Here is a 16,061-nt window from a genome sequence, read left to right on the forward strand (position 1 = left end):
ATAAATTTTAGAGGCCCATAAATTTCAGATGCATAGTGCCCCGGCTCAGGCCGGGGCACATTCCGCGTTAAAACTCGAAGGCCTCCTGCGCAGACTTGGTTCTATCCTCGTTTTCGTTTTCGCTATCTTCCGCGCCTTCCAGATTGGCCAGAGTTAAGCCCAATAACCGCACGCCATTTTCAACCGGCATGATTTGTTCGAGCAACTCACGGCTGATCTCGCTGAATTCCTGCTTATTTTCGACATAATGATCGGCAGACTTTGACCGCGTCACTTGCCGGAAATCGGCATATTTGGCTTTCAACGTCACCGTGCGCCCACGCGATCCGGATTTCTCGATGCTGTTCCAGACAATATTGATGATATTCTCAAAGGCATCCTGCAGATCAGTATCGGTGACAAGATCCTCACCATACGTCCGCTCCCCGCCGACTGACTTGCGGATACGGTTGGCGCGCAATTCCCGGTGATCGATACCGCGAGAGGCGCGAAACAGATAGCCCGCTGACTTGCCGAAATGCTGGCGGAGGAAATCTTCGGATTGCGCCCGCAGGTCGGCGCCGGTGTGGATATCCAGCTTCGCCATCCGCTCCGCCGTCTTGGGGCCAACACCAAAGAACCGCCGCACCGGAAGCTGCGCGACAAATTCCGCGCCCTGATGCGGTTTGATCACGCAAATACCATCGGGTTTATTCTGGTCAGAGGCGATTTTGGCGATGAACTTATTGTAGCTAACACCCGCGCTGGCGGTCAGCTGGGTTTGTTTTTTGATCTCGGCACGGATCATCTCGGCAATACGGGTGGCGTTGCCAATGCCCATTTTGTCACCGCCATTTTCCGGCGTTACATCAATATACGCCTCATCAAGCGAAAGCGGCTCGACAAGATCACTATGGGTTTTGAAAATCGCACGAATTTGCCGGGAGACTTCGCGGTAAACCTCGAACCGGTGTTTAACGAAAATCAGATCAGGGCATTTGCGCTTGGCGGTGACCGAAGGCATCGCCGACCGCACGCCAAAGACCCTAGCTTCATAGGAAGCCGCCGCGACCACGCCCCTCGCCGCCGATCCGCCGACGGCAACCGGTTTGCCGCGCAGTTCGGGATGGTCGCGCTGTTCGACGCTCGCAAAAAAGGCATCCATATCGATATGGATGATTTTGCGGATGCCGGTATGGCCGGAATCAAGCGGGTTGGTGTCAGCCATATGGCTAGCTTAGCCAATATGAGGCGGATTGGGGAGAGCCAAACGCTACATCTCTTCGTTCAGCGCCTTGCGATATCTCTCGAGCGTCTGCTCGTCGATGTTGATGCGCATGGTTTCGGGAAAGCTCGCCCGCGCGCCGCAACTGGCGTAGTTTGATGCTTCGGGATATTTCGCATAGTCCGCCTTGCCGTTCTCGAAAACTGTCAGGCGGTCATCGATGATTTGAAACACCGGAACCGCTGGCCCTTCCGTCACAATCGAATACCAGCCGGTTGCCTTGTCGAGATAGAGGATATCAGCGCCCAGAGTACAGGTATGGGCATTGGCACCGACCGAAGATCCTTTGATCGAATAGAGACCGTCCTCGCGCCGCGACACCAGTATTTCGGTCATTGATGCACCGACCAGCGCGGGGGTGATTTTGGCGAACAACGGCGTTTTTGAAAATTCGTGAGGGAGCGGCAGCACGTCGCTGACAAACAACGCTTCCTCTCCTGCGGCAAGCCAATCGCTCTCGCCGAGTTGCCCCAATAATTGGCCTTTACGCAATGCATAGCTCTCGCGGATACAGTCAGCGGCATATTCTTCGGCATTGCATTGGTTTCGTGCCCGGAGCCATGCCTGCTGGCTGGCGGTGACCTTGGGGTCAGCCACTTTCGCCCGTTTGTACGACACGGCAATCTGCCGGTCCAGCAGCCGCAAATCCTTGGCAGATTCACCGCAAATCTCTTCCTCGACTTTGCTCCGGGCGGCGGAACAATCGAAAGAGGGATTAGAGGCAATCACCTCCTGACTGGCATATTCTTCCAGCAGCGTTCTGACTTCAACCGGTGTAATCCGCACATCGCTATCACCACCGCGCAATATCAAATCACCTCCTATGTCCGCCGTTCGCAGCTGTGGCAGCTGCCCTGGTCCAACGATCGTCTGATCCAGTTTTGCGCCGTCGGTAATGATATTATATAATCCAAAGCTGTGCAGTGTTGCTCCAGTGAAATCGGTCCCGCGCGCGCTGATCGGAGCACCGCCGGAATAGACCGGGCAACCATCGGGCAAAGTTATCCCGCACGCAAATGTGAAGCCGCGCATATTTGCGCCATCGAGATTCCAGCCGGCAACATTGCCTTCAAACCAGCCGCCGTCAAAGTGACCGTCAGAAAAATCGGCACCGCGCGCATCGACATTTTCCAGCTTGGCATCCCGAAACAGGACCCCGGCCAACTTGGCTCCCCGCATATTTGCTCCGGTCAAATCGGATTTGATAAAGCCAATGCCGGTCGTATCCACTTTGGAAAAATCAGTATCGGCCAGATTGACCTCGACAAAACAGGTGCGCTCCAGCGGCATGCCGAAAAAGTCCCAGCCCGAAAAATCGCCGCCCTTGATGATAGAAAAACCCGTCCGTCGCTGGCCGTTCGTGCGCTTAAAGTCTGCAGGGGTTTTGAGCGCGCTGCCGTCAATCTCGCGCTGCTCAATGTCGGTATTGCCATCGCTCCAGATATCGTCAAAAACCGAGTAGCACGTCAGTGCCGGTTCCAAAATTACGGCCCGCGCCGGATAGGGGTTCGCGAGAACGAATATGGCGCCCACAAAAGCCGCAAGTAACTTTGTCAACATGGCTTTAAAACCTTCCCGATATCAGATTAATCTATAGCCACGCATCACACATGTTGCCATAGCCTCGCCCAAGAACAGATATATGAACAAATCGACGCCCCTTCCCTTCCCTATCGGCCCCAAAGAACTGATCATCATGATGGCCAGTTTAATGGCGCTGAATGCGCTCGCTATTGATGTGATGTTGCCGGCGCTGGGGCTAATTTCTGAGGATCTGCGGCTGACCGATCCTAATGATCGCCAGTGGATTGTCACATCCTATATTTATGGCATGGCCTTCGGCTCAATCATCTATGGATCGCTTGCCGACCGCTATGGCCGAAAACCGATCCTGGCGGTGACGATATCCATCTATACGATTGTCGGTATCATCTGTGCGTTTACCGATGATTATGACCTGTTGCTGATCGCCCGCTTCATTCAGGGGCTGGCGGCCTCGGCCATGGGGGTACTGGCCAATAGCATCATTCGCGACCGCTATGACGGCGACGCAATGGCGCGGATGATGTCAACCATCATGATGATATTCATGATCGTGCCGATAACCGCTCCGATATTGGGGCAAATCATCCTGTTCTTTGCCGAATGGCACGTGATTTTTCTGATGCTGTCCGTCGTCGGGTTTTCGGTGTTGGTCTGGGTGATGCTCCGGCTTCCCGAGACGATGCATCCCGATGATGCAACACCGATAGCATTTGGATCCGTCACCAGCGCATGGCGGCAAGTGATTTTCCATCGCAACAGCTTTGGCCATGTTGTGGCGAGCGGCCTGATGATGGCGCCATTATTTGCGTTTATTGCATCAGCTCAGCAGGTGTTTTTTGATACATTCAGCGCGGGCGATATTTTTGTCTATGCCTTCGCGCTCAATGCCGGATGCATGTCGCTGGGCAGTTTCGTCAACTCGCGGATAGTCATGCGCTTTGGGGCGCGGCGGGTGTCGCAATGCGCGCTGATCACCTTCATAACCCTGGGACTGGTGCATTTGGGTTTCACGCTTTCGGGACAGATAACGCTTACAATATTCATAGCATTATTGGCACCGGCCATGGGAATGGTCGGTCTGACCGGCGCAAATTTCAGTTCGATTGCGATGCAGCCTTTTGGCAGGATTGCTGGCGTTGCTTCCTCCTTCCAGAATTTCGCACGAAGCGGGATATCAGCCGGTATTGGCGGAGCGATTGGCCTGCAATTTGATGGCACCACCGTGCCACTGGTAGCCGGTTTTGTGGTTTGCGGGGCAGCCTCATTTATGTTCATTGCATGGGCGGAAAATTGGCAGCTATTCCGGCGTGTTCAGACTGCTGTAACCTGAAACCGTCTAGACGCGAATGCATAAACGGGATGGTATTCTTCTGTAAGGGACGGATTTATATGCGTAATAAATTTTATCTGGCTTTGGCTGCTACTGGATTAGCCGTTGCAACGCCTGCGCTAGCCGCTGACGCGATTAACGGCAACTGGAAGACGCAGGACGGCGATGCGATCGTGCGGATCGGCAAATGCGGCACCACGATATGCGGTACGATAGCGAAATATCTGGTCACCCCGCCCAATGGTGCCGGGCAGAAAGACGTCAATAATCCCAACAAGAATTTGCGCAGCCGTACGCTGCTTGGCAGCAATGTTCTCTATGGCTTCAAACCCGATGGCGACATCTGGCGGGGCAAAATTTATGATCCGAAAACCGGTAAGACCTACCGGTCAGAAGTCAGCCTGACGTCTTCGAATAAATTAAAGGTCAAGGGCTGCATCGCTTTTATTTGTCAGGGTCAGAACTGGTCCCGTGCTAACTAGGGCCCGGGCTCATTCGATGTAGGTTAACTAGGATCCGTGCCCGTCTCATTCATCTCCGCGATCCATTCACCCAATAATTCCACACCCTCGGCATGCACGGTTGAACGCCCCACTTCGGGCATCGCAATGCCGGGATCAAGGCTCTTCATGCGGAATATCAAATAGCTTTTATCCGGCTCGCCTGGCGCGATGGCGAATTCCAGTCCGCCGCTGCCACGTCCGGCCGCCGTTGGCCTTTTGCCGATACCCAGGTTAGGGCCGATCGGTTCCTGATAGGTGAGAAACAACCCGCTGTTGCTCGCGGAACCCTGGCGATTATGGCAATGGGCGCAATTAATATCGAGATAGGAGCGGGCGCGGTTTTGGAGTGGCGCAGAAGTGTCGGCATAATCGGGCATGGCGGCAATGCTCGCAGGCATTTTGAGCTTTCCGGCCGAAAGCAGTCTTGCAATTGACGCACTTTCCAGATTGCGCATCTTTGGCCCGATTGGCATCACTGCATCCTTGAGCGAGTGACATTCCTTGCACTGGTTTTTATTCGGCACACCATATTGGATATCGTGCGTTTTTCCGGAAGGATCGGCAAAATTGATCGCGATCCGTTTCCCGGCCACTTTCAGCGTCGCCTCGGTCTGCTCTTCGTTCCAGATATAAGGTAGTGCCAGCCAGCCGTCGGCACGGTGCAATAAAACCCGCGTCTCCAGCAACTTCATCTTGCCGCCCTGTTGGTAGCCAAAGCTTTTAACCAGGGCAGATCCAACCGGGAAGTCGATCAGTTCACTATCGCTCGTGGTGCTGGCCATCTTGCCGTCCGGTATGTAGATGAAGCGAAACTTCTCGGCATAATCAGAAAACAGCGGCGCATTCAGCTTGTAGGGGATGACGCCCGCATTGGGGCTCTCACCAGACACATCCTTGAAGAAACCGAATTCGGAAAGGGTTTTGGGAAGTCCCTCGCCGCTAATGACTGCATCCGCCACGGGCGCGTGCTTTGGCGTATCACTGGCCCGCGCGGCCACCGCCACCAGACAGATTGCAATGGCAGAGGCAAGCAGGCGCATTATTTAAGCGCGGCCTCCATCGAAGCAGGTAGCGTGATTGGCGCAAGAGCGGCCGTGGTCGCTGCGGCATCGTTTTTATATGGCGCCGGCTTTGCCTCCATCCGGCTTTGGCCCACCCTGGTCAGCCCCAGAGTCATGGCCCCTACGGTCTTATTTTCATTCACAGTGACGCCCTTGCCCAGGCCATCATAAAGGATATGCGGTAGCGAACCGCCCATTGCAGCGGCGAGTTGCGAACCGCCCTCAAAATCGGGCGCGAAACCGGCAGTGCCGTGGACATTGGATGTCACCATAACATAACGCGGCGTCGGGTCATAAGTGGCATCGTCAAACTTCTGGGTATAGGCGACAATCATCACATTCGACGTGCCGTTGTTGACCAGCAGGTTTTCGGTCACCTGAACATTGCGATTGGCCATTACCATCACCCCAGTTCCGGCTGGCACACCGGCAACAATATTGCCTTCCGGCGCAAAATTATCGGTATTATTGTCAATCACGGCATTGCGCGCGACCAGCACATTGTGACCGCCCATCTGCGGCAAGTTCGGCAGATCGAATACCAAAATACCGCCCGTATTTTTGGTGGCCAGATTTTCGGTCACTTCGGCGTTGTAGCTGTTCTCAATCTCGATGCCTGCGACATTCTCAATCGCGGTGTTGCGGCGCACGATGATATTGTCCGACTGGCCAACATAAATTCCCGCATCCGATGCACCGCGAACATAGCTATCCTGCACCAGAACATCTTTGGATTCGACCGGATAAATGCCGTAAGCGCCATTGGTCGCCAGCGGTCCGCCGGTCCATTCGACGCGCAGCGCGTGATAGACAATCCGGTTCGCGCCTTTCGATTTTATCCCGTCGCCCTTGCTGTCTTCAATCGCAAAATCGCGCAGTACCACGTCGTCGGAGGTAACCAGCAAGCCCTCGCCAGCGCCCAGCTGTCCGGCAAAACTCAGCACGCTTTTGTTCATGCCAACGCCTTTCAGCGTCACTTTGTCAACATCCAGCGAAAGGCCGTCGGTGAGATCAAACTGACCCTCGCCCAGTGCAACCACATCGCCCGGTTCGGCAAGAATCAACGCCTCCTGCAACCGCTCCTGCGCATCGGCTCCGGCTTCAACAGTGATGGTTTTGGCAAATGCCGCGGGCGCCAGCACAAGCGCAGCAGTGATGATGGTGGTACGAAACATGACTCTCTCCCTTATTTGCGGGAGATAATGGCTGAAATTTGTGCGATTGCCAATAGCGTTGACACGAATGTCAGTATCAATCCTCGCTCAAAATCCAGTCCACCGCTGCATCCGCATGGATTTCGGTGCTGTCATAGATTGGCAGAATGTTAGCCTTGGTATCGATGATCAGATCAAGCTCGGTGCAACCCAATATAATCGCCTCGGTGTCACCTTTGGCGATATTGGTAATATAAGTCTTCATCGTACGCTCGGAATCACGGGTAGCCTGGCTGAACATCAATTCCTCATAAATTATCCGGTCGATTTCCTCGACGCGTTCTTCGTCCGGCGGAGTAAGGGTAACGCCCTTCCCAACCAGGCGTTTCCGGTAAAAGCCTTCGGTCATCACATTGCGTGTGCCGAGCAAGGTTGCCGACGTAATTCCATCAGCGACCATTTTGTCCCCAATACAGTCGGCAATATGCAATATCGGTACGCCAACTTCAGGCTGCACCTGGTCATAAATTTTATGCATCGCATTCGAGCAGATCAATATCGCCGTCGCGCCCGATGCCTCGAGCCGCTTGGCCGAGCGGGTCATTAGCCCCGCCGCCGCGTCCCAGTCATCATCGGATTGCAACCGCGCATATTCACTGAAATTCACGCTTTCAATCAGCATATGCGCGCTGGAAAAACCGCCCAGCTTACGCTGCACTTCACCGTTGATACGCGAATAATAGCTTGCGGTCGAAACCCAACTCATTCCGCCGATAAGGCCTATTTTGCGCATATTTCCAGTTTCCCGCCAACCCGGCTCTTGAAGCAAGATTATGGGCTATGCGCAAGCCGCTCAAAAGACAAGCTTTGAAGCTATGTTAACGCCAATCAATGCGCCGCCTGTGTCGCTGTGGGCACAGCAGAATTCCGGGGCGCTGGCGATGATTGACTGGAACTCGAATAGGCAAGAAACAAAGCCAAGCCTGTCACCGACGCAATTTTCAGAAAATCACCAATATTCTTCATGAGCCTCTTCCGTGCCATTGCAGCGATTGTCCGATGCACGCTGATGCCCGATGAGTCGCTACAGCACGCAGATAGCCGCTAACTGGCTCAGGTTGTTGTCAAATCCTGTATCGGGAAGCTCCTGTCCCTTAATGACACAGCCTATTGAGTAGAGGTTAAAGCGCTTTGACGATTTCCTCGCACATCTTCTTGGCGTCCGAAAGCAGCATCATGGTCTGGTCCATATAGAAGACTTCATTGTCGACACCGGCATAGCCAACCCCGCCCATCGAGCGTTTGATGAAGAAGACCTGTTTGGCTTTTTCAACATCAAATACCGGCATGCCGTAAATCGGAGAGCTTTTGTCCGTTTTCGCAGCCGGATTTACGACGTCGTTGGCACCAATGATGAAAGCGACGTCGGCCTGCGCAAATTCGCTGTTGATATCTTCCAGCTCGAAAACTTTGTCATAGGAGACATTGGCCTCGGCCAGCAGCACGTTCATATGACCCGGCATCCGCCCGGCAACTGGGTGAATCGCGAATTTCACCTCAACACCCTCTTCTTCGAGCAAATCAGCCATTTCGCGTAAAGCATGCTGGGCTTGCGCCACCGCCATGCCGTAACCGGGAATGATGATCACTTTTTCGGCTTGCTTCATCATATAGGCGGCATCTTCGGCCGATCCGCGTTTCCACGGGCGGTCGATTTTTGCTGCGCCATCGGTGCTTGCTGCTTCGGCTCCAAAGCCGCCTGCGATCACGCTTATGAAACTGCGGTTCATTGCTTTGCACATGATGTAAGAGAGAATTGCGCCCGATGAACCGACCAGTGCGCCGGTAATGATCATCGCGGTATTGCCCAGCGTAAAGCCCATCGCCGCTGCCGCCCAGCCGGAATAGCTGTTGAGCATAGACACCACCACCGGCATATCCGCGCCGCCTATCGGAATGATGAGCAGGAAGCCGATGATGAATGCCAGACCCATGATGGTCCAGAAGACCCAAGGGCTTTGGTCTATGGTGAAATAGGCTGTCAGACCAAGAATGGCTGCGAGTGTGCCGAGATTGATAACATGGCGGAGCGGCAACATGATCGGCGCGCCGGACATATTGCCATTGAGTTTGAGAAACGCGATAACCGAACCGGAGAATGTGATCGCGCCAATCGCAATACCCAACGCCATTTCCACACGGCTTACGGGGTTGATAACCATGTCAACCAACTGGCCGGTATCGGCATCAATCAGGGGATCGGAGGGAATGAGGAGCCCGAATGCGGCAGGATTGAGATAGGCCGCCGCTGCCACGAGAACCGCTGCCATGCCGACCAATGAGTGAAACGCCGCCACCAGTTGCGGCATATCCGTCATCGCAATCTTGCGTGCGGTGAAGAAGCCGATCGCGCCGCCAATGGCGATAGCGACCGCGATTTCCGGCAAGCTGGCGATGCTGTGGGTCCACAAGGTAGTGACCACGGCGATCAACATGCCGAGCATACCAAAACGGTTGCCCGCACGGCTGGATTCCGGCGATGACAATCCGCGCAAGGCGAGAATGAACAATATGCCCGAGATCAGATAAGCGGTTGCCACCCAGGGGTTTACCGGCTCGCCGGATGATGCGAGGGCTGGGGCTGGAAATACCGATACTGTCATCGCGAGGAGCAAAGCGACGAAGCGATCCAGAGCGGCGCGAAATAACCCTGGATTGCTTCGCTGCGCTCGCAATGACGATGAGAGAAAAGAAGCACCCATTATTCTTGCTCCTTCTGAATTCTAGGCGCCTTTTTCTTGTACATCGCGAGCATCCGCTCGGTCACGGCAAAGCCGCCAAAAATATTCACAGAGGCAAGAACCACGCCGATCAGCCCGAGCCATTTCGCAGTCTGCCCGCCATCAGCCTGTGAGCCTGCGGCAGCGGCAATAAGCGCACCGACAATAATCACCGAGGAAATCGCATTGGTCACCGCCATCAACGGCGTATGCAGCGCCGGCGTCACCGACCAGACGACGTAGTAACCCACAAAACAGGCCATCACGAAAATTGAGAGTATGCTGATAAAGTCCATTATTTTGGCCTCACATTCTGGACAACAATTCGGCCTTTTTGGCTTCGAACTCGTTATCTGTTAAAATTCCAGCATCCTTAAGATCGGCCAATTTCTTGATTTGATCAGGTATGTCTTCTGTTACGGATGAAGCAGTTGAGTTAGACGCAGGCTGATTACGAATTTCTTCGAGCTTATTGTAGGTTTCATCAAAGTAATCTTTTTCTTCAAACGTCTTAAATGCCAACTCGTCATTAGACGTGTGCAATCTCAACACCCGATAGCCCATCCGAGATAGAGATTCTACTGATGTAATTTTAGAAAGTGGCATGGTTTCAAACACCTCGCCCAATATTCCTTTGCGATAAAAACAAGCGCGCTCATCGGTAAGAACAAACTGTCCATTGTGTTGTTTCTTGTCACCTTTCCCCATCATGTCGCCGATCCAACCATCCAAATGGCCATGAATCGTCTCACTCGGCTTCAGTTTAGACGCTCTAAAGTTTTCCAAATGCTTATTCGACTTGCCTTTAGCCATCACCCCAACAACCGCTCGTTCACAACCTTGCCGTCTTTGGTCAGGCGTATTCCAATCGTCACTTCATCATCATCTGGCAGCACAGGCCGCTTCGCCTCTTCATCCCAATAGGCGCTGAGGAAATTATACAGGTTTCGCGAAAACAACGCCGAGCTGTCTGCTGCCATGCTGCTTGGCATGTTTTGCGCGCCGACGATTTTGACGCCGTGCTTTTCCACAACCTTGCCAGCAACAGCGCCCTCGACATTGCCGCCTGCTTCTGCCGCCAGATCAACAATCACGCTGCCGTTGCGCATGGTCGCGATTTGCGCGTCTGAAATCAGGCGTGGCGCAGGCCGTCCGGGGATTAGCGCGGTGGTGATCACAATATCCTGCTTGGCAATATGCGACGATACCAGCTCAGCCTGCGCCTTCTGATATTCCTCGCTCATTTCGGTGGCATAGCCGCCGGTGCCTTCTCCTTCGATGCCTTCGACGCTCTCGACAAAAATCGGTTTTGCGCCGAGCGACTGAATCTGTTCCTTCGTCGCAGCGCGCACATCGGTAGCGGACACTTGCGCGCCCAGACGTCGGGCTGTCGCAATCGCCTGCAAACCGGCCACACCGACGCCCATGATAAAGCATCGCGCCGCAGACACTGTGCCCGCCGCTGTCATCATCATCGGGAATGCGCGGCCATAATGGGCTGCGGCTTCGAGAACCGCCTTGTAGCCGGATAAATTTGACTGCGACGATAAAATATCCATCGATTGCGCCCGCGTAATCCGCGGCATAAATTCCATCGCGAGAGCATCAATGCCAAGCTTGGCATATTCATCAACCCGCGCCCGTACACCAAACGGATCAAGGCTGGCTATCAGCCATGCGCCCTTTTTCATGTCTTTCAATGACTTGGGCTCTGGCCCCTGCACGCCGAGCACAATATCCGCGTCTTTCAACACAGCAGCGCGCGTTCCGACGCTGGCACCGGCTTCCTCATAATCGGAATCGGCGATCGAGGCAGATTCGCCAGCGCCTTTTTCCACGGCCATCGCAGCCCCGAGTTTGATGAATTTTGTGACCGTTTCCGGTGACGCACTCACACGCTTCTCACCCTCGGCGAGTTCTTTCAGGACGGCAATTTTCACGATTTATTCCAATCGGTTAGGATATGAGAAAGACCACCAGTGCTGTTACAAGTGCAGTAATGACCATGCCAACTTTCAGCATCGACAGAAATTTCGCATAACCTTCTTTTGCCGTGTCCATATTATTGTCTGAAGCCATGATTTCCCCACATATTTGTTCAAATGCTGAAAAGTTAGTAACCGCATATTTCACGGCGCTCAAGCCCTGTCATTGGTCGAATTGGATAGAATAATTGTCCGGTCTTTAATCGGCTCTTTACCCCTTCCCGCTAAGAATATGCTTCATTCTGGCACATATGGGATAAAAATGGCGCAAAACGGCACTAAATTACTGCTGCTGATCGACGATGAGCCCGCGCAATGCCGGCTAATTTCGGCGCTGGCCTCGCGCGCCGGGTTCCGCACGATTTTTGCCCGCGATGCCGAAACAGCGATTGCCACGCTGGGTACGCAAGATGGCATGATGCTTGATGCGATCATATTGGACCATTGGGTGCCGGGATCAGAAGCCACGGAACTCATCACCGAATTGCGCGCGCGTCGCCCTGCGTTGCCGATATTGATGCTCACTGCTGTGGGTTCCATTGAAGAAGCGGTGGATGCCGTCCGCGCCGGAGCCACCGATTATCTGATCAAGCCGGTTGCGCCGGAATTGCTGCTGCAGGCGCTGACCGCAGCAGTAGTCGTGTCCAAAGACATCGGCGAGCTGCGCCCGTTGACCGAGAAAATTTCGGTCCCGCTGGCGTTTGAAGAAATTGTCGGTGCCGCGCCCGCGTTCCGCGCTGCTCTCGCGATTGCCGCCAAAGCGGCGCGTGCCCGCGTGCCGGTGCTGGTTGAAGGCGAAGGCGGGGTTGGCAAGGAAGTGATCGCCGATGCTATCCATGCCGCCAGCCCGCGCGCCAAGCTGCCGATGCTAAAAATAAACTGCGGCGCGATCACCGGGAACTTGCTCGATTCGATCCTGTTCGGCCATGAAAAAGGCGCGTTTACCGGGGCGTTTGACCGCAAAATCGGTTTGCTACAACAGGCCGAAGGTGGCACAATATTCTTGGACGAAGTGGACCGGATTCCGCAGGAAACTCAGGTGCGCTTGCTGCGATTCCTGAAATCTTCAGAAATCCAGCCATTGGGCAGTCCGAACAGTTTCCAGCTCGATGTGCGGATTATCGCAGCGACCAATCGCAAACTGGCACGGGAAGTCAAAAAAGAGCGTTTTCGCGAAGATCTCTATTATCAACTCAATGTAGTCGGCCTTACTATTCCGCCGCTGAAAGAACGTACCGGCGATATTCCGGCATTGGCGCGGCATTTCCTCTCACGCCTCGCCTTGCAGCCAGGCCTCCGTAGCCTTGGGATAACCGACGAAGCGCTGAATCTACTCCGCAGCTATAGCTGGCCGGGCAATGTCCGCCAGCTGCAGAGCGTATTGTTCCGCGCAGCCGTCATGTGTGACCGCGACGCACTGACCTGTGATGAATTTCCACAAATCGCGACTTTTGTCGCAGAATCCGGTGATGCTGATCCGCATTTGCTCAGCAGTCCCGAAGGCATTGGTATTACCTTATATGCACAAGACGGGAACTTGCGACCACTGGAAGAAATAGAGGCCGATGTGATCCGCCTTGCCATTGGCCATTATCGCGGCCGGATGACGGAAGTCGCACGGCGTCTGGGCATTGGCCGCTCAACGCTCTATCGCAAGCTGGCTGATCTGGGCATCGACAACGCGGCTTGAGTTGCAACCGGTGTTGGTGAGGTTTTTCCAACACAGGAGAAGAATCTTAACGCTCCACTTCACCGTTGATGTTTAAGCCGGGACTCCCTAAGTCTGGGATATGAGAAACAAGCTTCCATCTGTTCCATTGAGCGCCGCCCTCGTGGCCGCGCTTTTGCTCTCCTCATGCGGTAAACAAGAGGCGGTCGGCGATGTGCCGTCCAGCGAAGAACTGGCTAAACAGGCCGACGCCGCCACCGCAGCAATACGCGATGAAGCGGCCGGTGGAACTGAGGGAGCCGCTCTCGATAGCATCGCCATGACCAGCTATGCCAACGCACTGCGCGGTTTCTCGATCATGGTGCCGGAAAAATGGACGCTGGACAAGGCAGCCAGTGATGACAATGGCAATGTTTATAAAGATCCAGAAAATGGGGCGACACTAACGGTTGGCTGGATCGAAAATCGCGAAGATGCTGATTTTCAGGCAGCGGTTGATGCGGTTGAGCAAGGCGGAGATTCGGTGACCGGAGACGACGTTTCGGAAAATGAATATCGGGCATCCGGCTTGTCAAACGACAGTTCAAAAATGCGCCAGCGTATTTTCCGCAAACCCGACGGAACGATGGTCCGCGCGATGGTTCGCTATCCGGCAGATCAGGCTGAAAAACTGGACGCATTGACCAAGCAGATCATCGATAGCCTGACACTGCAATAGGCTTATGGGTTCCGTCGTTTCCGTAAATCGCGACAAGCTCCATCAATTTAGCAAGGCCAGCGGACGGCAAATCACACTTGTGACCGGCAAAGGTGTGTTGGGCGATGCCCATTGCGGGGAAACCGTTCAACATCGCTCGAGAGTTGCCAAAGACCCAAGCCAACCCAATCTCCGGCAAGTGCACCTCATCCACGAAGAGCTATTTGCCGAGCTGCGCGAGAAGGGTTTTGCAATCGCGCCGGGTGACCTTGGCGAGAATATAACTACCCGGAACATCGATTTGTTGGGATTACCCCGTGGTACGAAACTGAAAATCGGAGCCGATGCGATCATTGAAATCACCGGGTTGCGCAATCCATGCCTGCAACTTGACCGGTTCTCCAAAGGCTTGATGCAAGCGGTGCTTAGTCGCGACGAAAATAGTCAACTCATCCGAAAAGCCGGAGTGATGGCGATTGTGGAAAGGGGTGGAACAATTTCCATCGGCGACCAGATCAACTTGGAATTGCCGCCCGCCCCTCGTATCGCACTCAACGTGGTCTAGTCGCAGATCAAGAGCGTGGATAACGACGTCCTTCGACAAGCTCGGGACGAACGGGCTTCAATTTACTATCCATAAACCAAGCGCGAAATGAGCTTACCGATTGAGTTTGGCATCCAGAAAACCGGGAACCGGACCGTTCCAACCTTCGGAATCTTCATCCTCGACAGGAGTCGCCAGTGCCGGCGCAGGTTTCCGGCTGGCTTTTTCAGATCTGGCCTTTACCGGTTTTGCAGTTTCAGATTTTGCCTCATACGGCTGTTCTGATTTTTCCGGTTTACGATCATGATCTGTTTCAACCGGTTTCTTGGCTGGTTTTTCAAACTTGTTCTTGCCAGCATCCTTGGGCTTGCCATCGTGCTTCGCCGCTGGCTTCTTACCGGATTTGATCGATTTGGCATCACGCACCGGCAATTTCATGCCCGTCAGTTTCTCGATACTATCAACATGCTCGGCATCGCGATTGGTAACGAACGTGATCGCAATGCCCGTTGCGCCTGCGCGCCCTGTCCGGCCAATCCGGTGGATATAATCATCGGGATGCCAGGGAATATCGTAGTTCACGACATGGCTCACACCCTTGATGTCGAGTCCGCGCGCTGCGACGTCAGAGGCACATAATATGTTGATGTCACCAGACTTGAATCGCTCCAGTTCCGCCAACCGCGAGCTCTGGTCCATGTCGCCGTGAATTTGCCCGGCATCAAAACCATCCTTGCGCATGCTCTCGCACAAATCACGGACTTCGGTTTTGCGGTTGCAAAAGATGATTGCCGTATCGACGCCTTCATTGTCGAGAATATCATAGAGCAGCTTGCGCTTGGCTTTTGGCGCGATGTTGATGATCGACTGTTCGATAGACGTATTGGCCGTCGCCGGTCGCGACACTTCGATATATTTGGGATTGTTGAGAAACTGGTCGGAGAGTTTTTTAATCGGCGGTGGCATCGTCGCGGAAAACAGCATCGTCTGACGGGTTGCCGGCAGCTTGGAGCAAATTTCCTCGATATCGGGAATAAATCCCATATCGAGCATTCGGTCTGCCTCGTCGATCACAAGCAATTCACAACCCGACATCAGGATGCGTCCGCGTTCGAACAAGTCCATCAACCGCCCCGGAGTGGCGATTAAAACATCCACGCCCTTTTCCAGATCCTTGATCTGGTCACCCATCGAAACACCGCCGATCAGCAAGGCCATGCTGAGATTATGATGCTTGCCATATTTCTCGAAATTCTCTGCGACTTGCGCTGCCAGTTCGCGCGTTGGTTCCAGAATCAGCGAACGCGGCATTCTTGCCCGCGAACGTCCGTGCGCCAGAATATCGATCATCGGCAGCACGAAACTGGCGGTCTTGCCCGTGCCGGTTTGCGCAATACCGATAATATCCTTCATCATCAGAACCGGAGGAATGGCCTGCGCCTGGATGGGCGTTGGCTCATCATAGCCGGCATCCGCTATGGATTTCAAAAGTTCGTCGGAGAGGCCGAGGTCGGCAAATTTCATATTGA

Annotated in this window: 17 protein-coding genes; 6 read left to right on the plus strand and 11 right to left on the minus strand. The window is 54.0% G+C overall.

Going from position 1 to position 16,061, the window contains the following annotated elements; genetic code table 11:
• Window positions 1-67 precede the first annotated feature (67 nt).
• Both dinB and HF685_RS08960 read right to left on the minus strand, forming a co-directional pair.
• Window positions 68-1,207 (minus strand): DNA polymerase IV, encoded by a 1,140-nt coding sequence (dinB, locus tag HF685_RS08955; RefSeq protein WP_168819411.1) that lies wholly within the window; start codon window positions 1,205-1,207, stop codon window positions 68-70.
• A 45-nt stretch (window positions 1,208-1,252) separates the two neighbouring features.
• Window positions 1,253-2,824 carry a pentapeptide repeat-containing protein gene (locus tag HF685_RS08960; protein WP_168819413.1) on the minus strand — a complete coding sequence of 524 codons (1,572 nt, stop codon included), beginning with the start codon at window positions 2,822-2,824 and terminating at the stop codon, window positions 1,253-1,255.
• An 82-nt stretch (window positions 2,825-2,906) separates the two neighbouring features.
• Here HF685_RS08960 and HF685_RS08965 point away from each other — a divergent pair, with 82 nt between their 5' ends.
• Complete coding sequence (locus HF685_RS08965; RefSeq protein ID WP_168819415.1) at window positions 2,907-4,139, plus strand: multidrug effflux MFS transporter; 1,233 nt, start codon at window positions 2,907-2,909, stop codon at window positions 4,137-4,139.
• Between the two features lie 59 nt (window positions 4,140-4,198).
• Window positions 4,199-4,621, plus strand: coding sequence for a DUF2147 domain-containing protein (locus HF685_RS08970; protein ID WP_168819417.1), 423 nt, complete (start codon window positions 4,199-4,201; stop codon window positions 4,619-4,621).
• Between the two features lie 23 nt (window positions 4,622-4,644).
• On the opposite strand, the gene HF685_RS08975 is transcribed toward HF685_RS08970, so the two are convergent.
• The 3 genes from HF685_RS08975 to HF685_RS08985 form a co-directional block, all read right to left on the minus strand.
• The gene (locus tag HF685_RS08975; protein ID WP_168819419.1) at window positions 4,645-5,682 is read right to left on the minus strand and encodes an SO2930 family diheme c-type cytochrome; all 1,038 of its coding nucleotides are present in this window, start codon (window positions 5,680-5,682) and stop codon (window positions 4,645-4,647) included.
• The gene (locus HF685_RS08980; RefSeq protein WP_168819421.1) at window positions 5,682-6,878 is read right to left on the minus strand and encodes a parallel beta-helix domain-containing protein; all 1,197 of its coding nucleotides are present in this window, start codon (window positions 6,876-6,878) and stop codon (window positions 5,682-5,684) included. Before HF685_RS08980 ends, HF685_RS08975 begins: the two co-directional genes overlap by 1 nt.
• A gap of 76 nt (window positions 6,879-6,954) precedes the next feature.
• The gene (locus HF685_RS08985) at window positions 6,955-7,650 is read right to left on the minus strand and encodes an aspartate/glutamate racemase family protein (RefSeq protein WP_168819423.1); all 696 of its coding nucleotides are present in this window, start codon (window positions 7,648-7,650) and stop codon (window positions 6,955-6,957) included.
• Between the two features lie 40 nt (window positions 7,651-7,690).
• On the opposite strand from HF685_RS08985, the gene HF685_RS08990 reads away from it, so the two are divergent.
• On the plus strand, window positions 7,691-7,885 hold the full coding sequence (locus HF685_RS08990; protein ID WP_168819424.1) for a hypothetical protein: 195 nt from the start codon (window positions 7,691-7,693) through the stop codon (window positions 7,883-7,885).
• Window positions 7,886-8,038: 153 nt separating this feature from the next.
• Here HF685_RS08990 and HF685_RS08995 read toward each other — a convergent pair whose 3' ends face one another.
• From HF685_RS08995 to HF685_RS09015, 5 genes are all read right to left on the minus strand, one after another.
• Complete coding sequence (locus HF685_RS08995; RefSeq protein ID WP_168821440.1) at window positions 8,039-9,520, minus strand: NAD(P)(+) transhydrogenase (Re/Si-specific) subunit beta; 1,482 nt, start codon at window positions 9,518-9,520, stop codon at window positions 8,039-8,041.
• A 98-nt stretch (window positions 9,521-9,618) separates the two neighbouring features.
• Window positions 9,619-9,933 carry an NAD(P) transhydrogenase subunit alpha part 2 gene (locus HF685_RS09000; RefSeq protein ID WP_168819426.1) on the minus strand — a complete coding sequence of 105 codons (315 nt, stop codon included), beginning with the start codon at window positions 9,931-9,933 and terminating at the stop codon, window positions 9,619-9,621.
• A gap of 10 nt (window positions 9,934-9,943) precedes the next feature.
• Window positions 9,944-10,450, minus strand: coding sequence for an SHOCT domain-containing protein (locus tag HF685_RS09005; RefSeq protein ID WP_168819428.1), 507 nt, complete (start codon window positions 10,448-10,450; stop codon window positions 9,944-9,946).
• A complete protein-coding gene (locus tag HF685_RS09010; protein WP_168819430.1) occupies window positions 10,450-11,577 on the minus strand; it encodes a Re/Si-specific NAD(P)(+) transhydrogenase subunit alpha in 1,128 nt (375 codons plus the stop codon). Before HF685_RS09010 ends, HF685_RS09005 begins: the two co-directional genes overlap by 1 nt.
• A gap of 16 nt (window positions 11,578-11,593) precedes the next feature.
• Window positions 11,594-11,716 (minus strand): aa3-type cytochrome c oxidase subunit IV, encoded by a 123-nt coding sequence (locus HF685_RS09015; RefSeq protein ID WP_168819431.1) that lies wholly within the window; start codon window positions 11,714-11,716, stop codon window positions 11,594-11,596.
• 168 nt (window positions 11,717-11,884) lie between these two features.
• Between HF685_RS09015 and HF685_RS09020 the strand changes: the two genes are divergently transcribed.
• The 3 genes from HF685_RS09020 to HF685_RS09030 all read left to right on the plus strand — a co-directional run bounded on the left by HF685_RS09020 (window position 11,885) and on the right by HF685_RS09030 (window position 14,553).
• The gene (locus HF685_RS09020) at window positions 11,885-13,312 is read left to right on the plus strand and encodes a sigma-54-dependent transcriptional regulator (RefSeq protein ID WP_168819432.1); all 1,428 of its coding nucleotides are present in this window, start codon (window positions 11,885-11,887) and stop codon (window positions 13,310-13,312) included.
• 100 nt (window positions 13,313-13,412) lie between these two features.
• Window positions 13,413-14,009, plus strand: coding sequence for a hypothetical protein (locus tag HF685_RS09025; RefSeq protein WP_168819433.1), 597 nt, complete (start codon window positions 13,413-13,415; stop codon window positions 14,007-14,009).
• Window positions 14,010-14,013: 4 nt separating this feature from the next.
• A complete protein-coding gene (locus tag HF685_RS09030; protein ID WP_168819434.1) occupies window positions 14,014-14,553 on the plus strand; it encodes an MOSC domain-containing protein in 540 nt (179 codons plus the stop codon).
• A 93-nt stretch (window positions 14,554-14,646) separates the two neighbouring features.
• Here the strand turns inward: HF685_RS09030 and HF685_RS09035 are convergent, their stop codons facing one another.
• A complete protein-coding gene (locus tag HF685_RS09035; RefSeq protein WP_168819435.1) occupies window positions 14,647-16,056 on the minus strand; it encodes a DEAD/DEAH box helicase in 1,410 nt (469 codons plus the stop codon).
• Window positions 16,057-16,061: the final 5 nt, after the last annotated feature.

The sequence above is a fragment of the Parasphingorhabdus halotolerans genome (assembly GCF_012516475.1).
GTDB lineage: Bacteria > Pseudomonadota > Alphaproteobacteria > Sphingomonadales > Sphingomonadaceae > Parasphingorhabdus > Parasphingorhabdus halotolerans.

Excerpts from the sequence above, each read along its gene's own strand:
- HF685_RS08995 (WP_168821440.1), bottom strand. The coding sequence starts at position 9,520 with ATGACAGTATCGGTATTTCCAGCCCCAGCCCTCGCATCATCCGGCGAG.
- HF685_RS08980 (WP_168819421.1), bottom strand. The coding sequence starts at position 6,878 with ATGTTTCGTACCACCATCATCACTGCTGCGCTTGTGCTGGCGCCCGCG.
- HF685_RS09035 (WP_168819435.1), bottom strand. The coding sequence starts at position 16,056 with ATGAAATTTGCCGACCTCGGCCTCTCCGACGAACTTTTGAAATCCATA.
- HF685_RS08990 (WP_168819424.1), top strand. The coding sequence starts at position 7,691 with ATGGGCTATGCGCAAGCCGCTCAAAAGACAAGCTTTGAAGCTATGTTA.
- HF685_RS08965 (WP_168819415.1), top strand. The coding sequence starts at position 2,907 with ATGAACAAATCGACGCCCCTTCCCTTCCCTATCGGCCCCAAAGAACTG.
- HF685_RS09025 (WP_168819433.1), top strand. The coding sequence starts at position 13,413 with ATGAGAAACAAGCTTCCATCTGTTCCATTGAGCGCCGCCCTCGTGGCC.
- HF685_RS09020 (WP_168819432.1), top strand. The coding sequence starts at position 11,885 with ATGGCGCAAAACGGCACTAAATTACTGCTGCTGATCGACGATGAGCCC.
- HF685_RS09015 (WP_168819431.1), bottom strand. The coding sequence starts at position 11,716 with ATGGCTTCAGACAATAATATGGACACGGCAAAAGAAGGTTATGCGAAA.
- HF685_RS09005 (WP_168819428.1), bottom strand. The coding sequence starts at position 10,450 with ATGGCTAAAGGCAAGTCGAATAAGCATTTGGAAAACTTTAGAGCGTCT.
- HF685_RS08960 (WP_168819413.1), bottom strand. The coding sequence starts at position 2,824 with ATGTTGACAAAGTTACTTGCGGCTTTTGTGGGCGCCATATTCGTTCTC.
- HF685_RS08975 (WP_168819419.1), bottom strand. The coding sequence starts at position 5,682 with ATGCGCCTGCTTGCCTCTGCCATTGCAATCTGTCTGGTGGCGGTGGCC.
- HF685_RS09000 (WP_168819426.1), bottom strand. The coding sequence starts at position 9,933 with ATGGACTTTATCAGCATACTCTCAATTTTCGTGATGGCCTGTTTTGTG.
- HF685_RS09030 (WP_168819434.1), top strand. The coding sequence starts at position 14,014 with ATGGGTTCCGTCGTTTCCGTAAATCGCGACAAGCTCCATCAATTTAGC.
- HF685_RS08970 (WP_168819417.1), top strand. The coding sequence starts at position 4,199 with ATGCGTAATAAATTTTATCTGGCTTTGGCTGCTACTGGATTAGCCGTT.
- dinB (WP_168819411.1), bottom strand. The coding sequence starts at position 1,207 with ATGGCTGACACCAACCCGCTTGATTCCGGCCATACCGGCATCCGCAAA.
- HF685_RS08985 (WP_168819423.1), bottom strand. The coding sequence starts at position 7,650 with ATGCGCAAAATAGGCCTTATCGGCGGAATGAGTTGGGTTTCGACCGCA.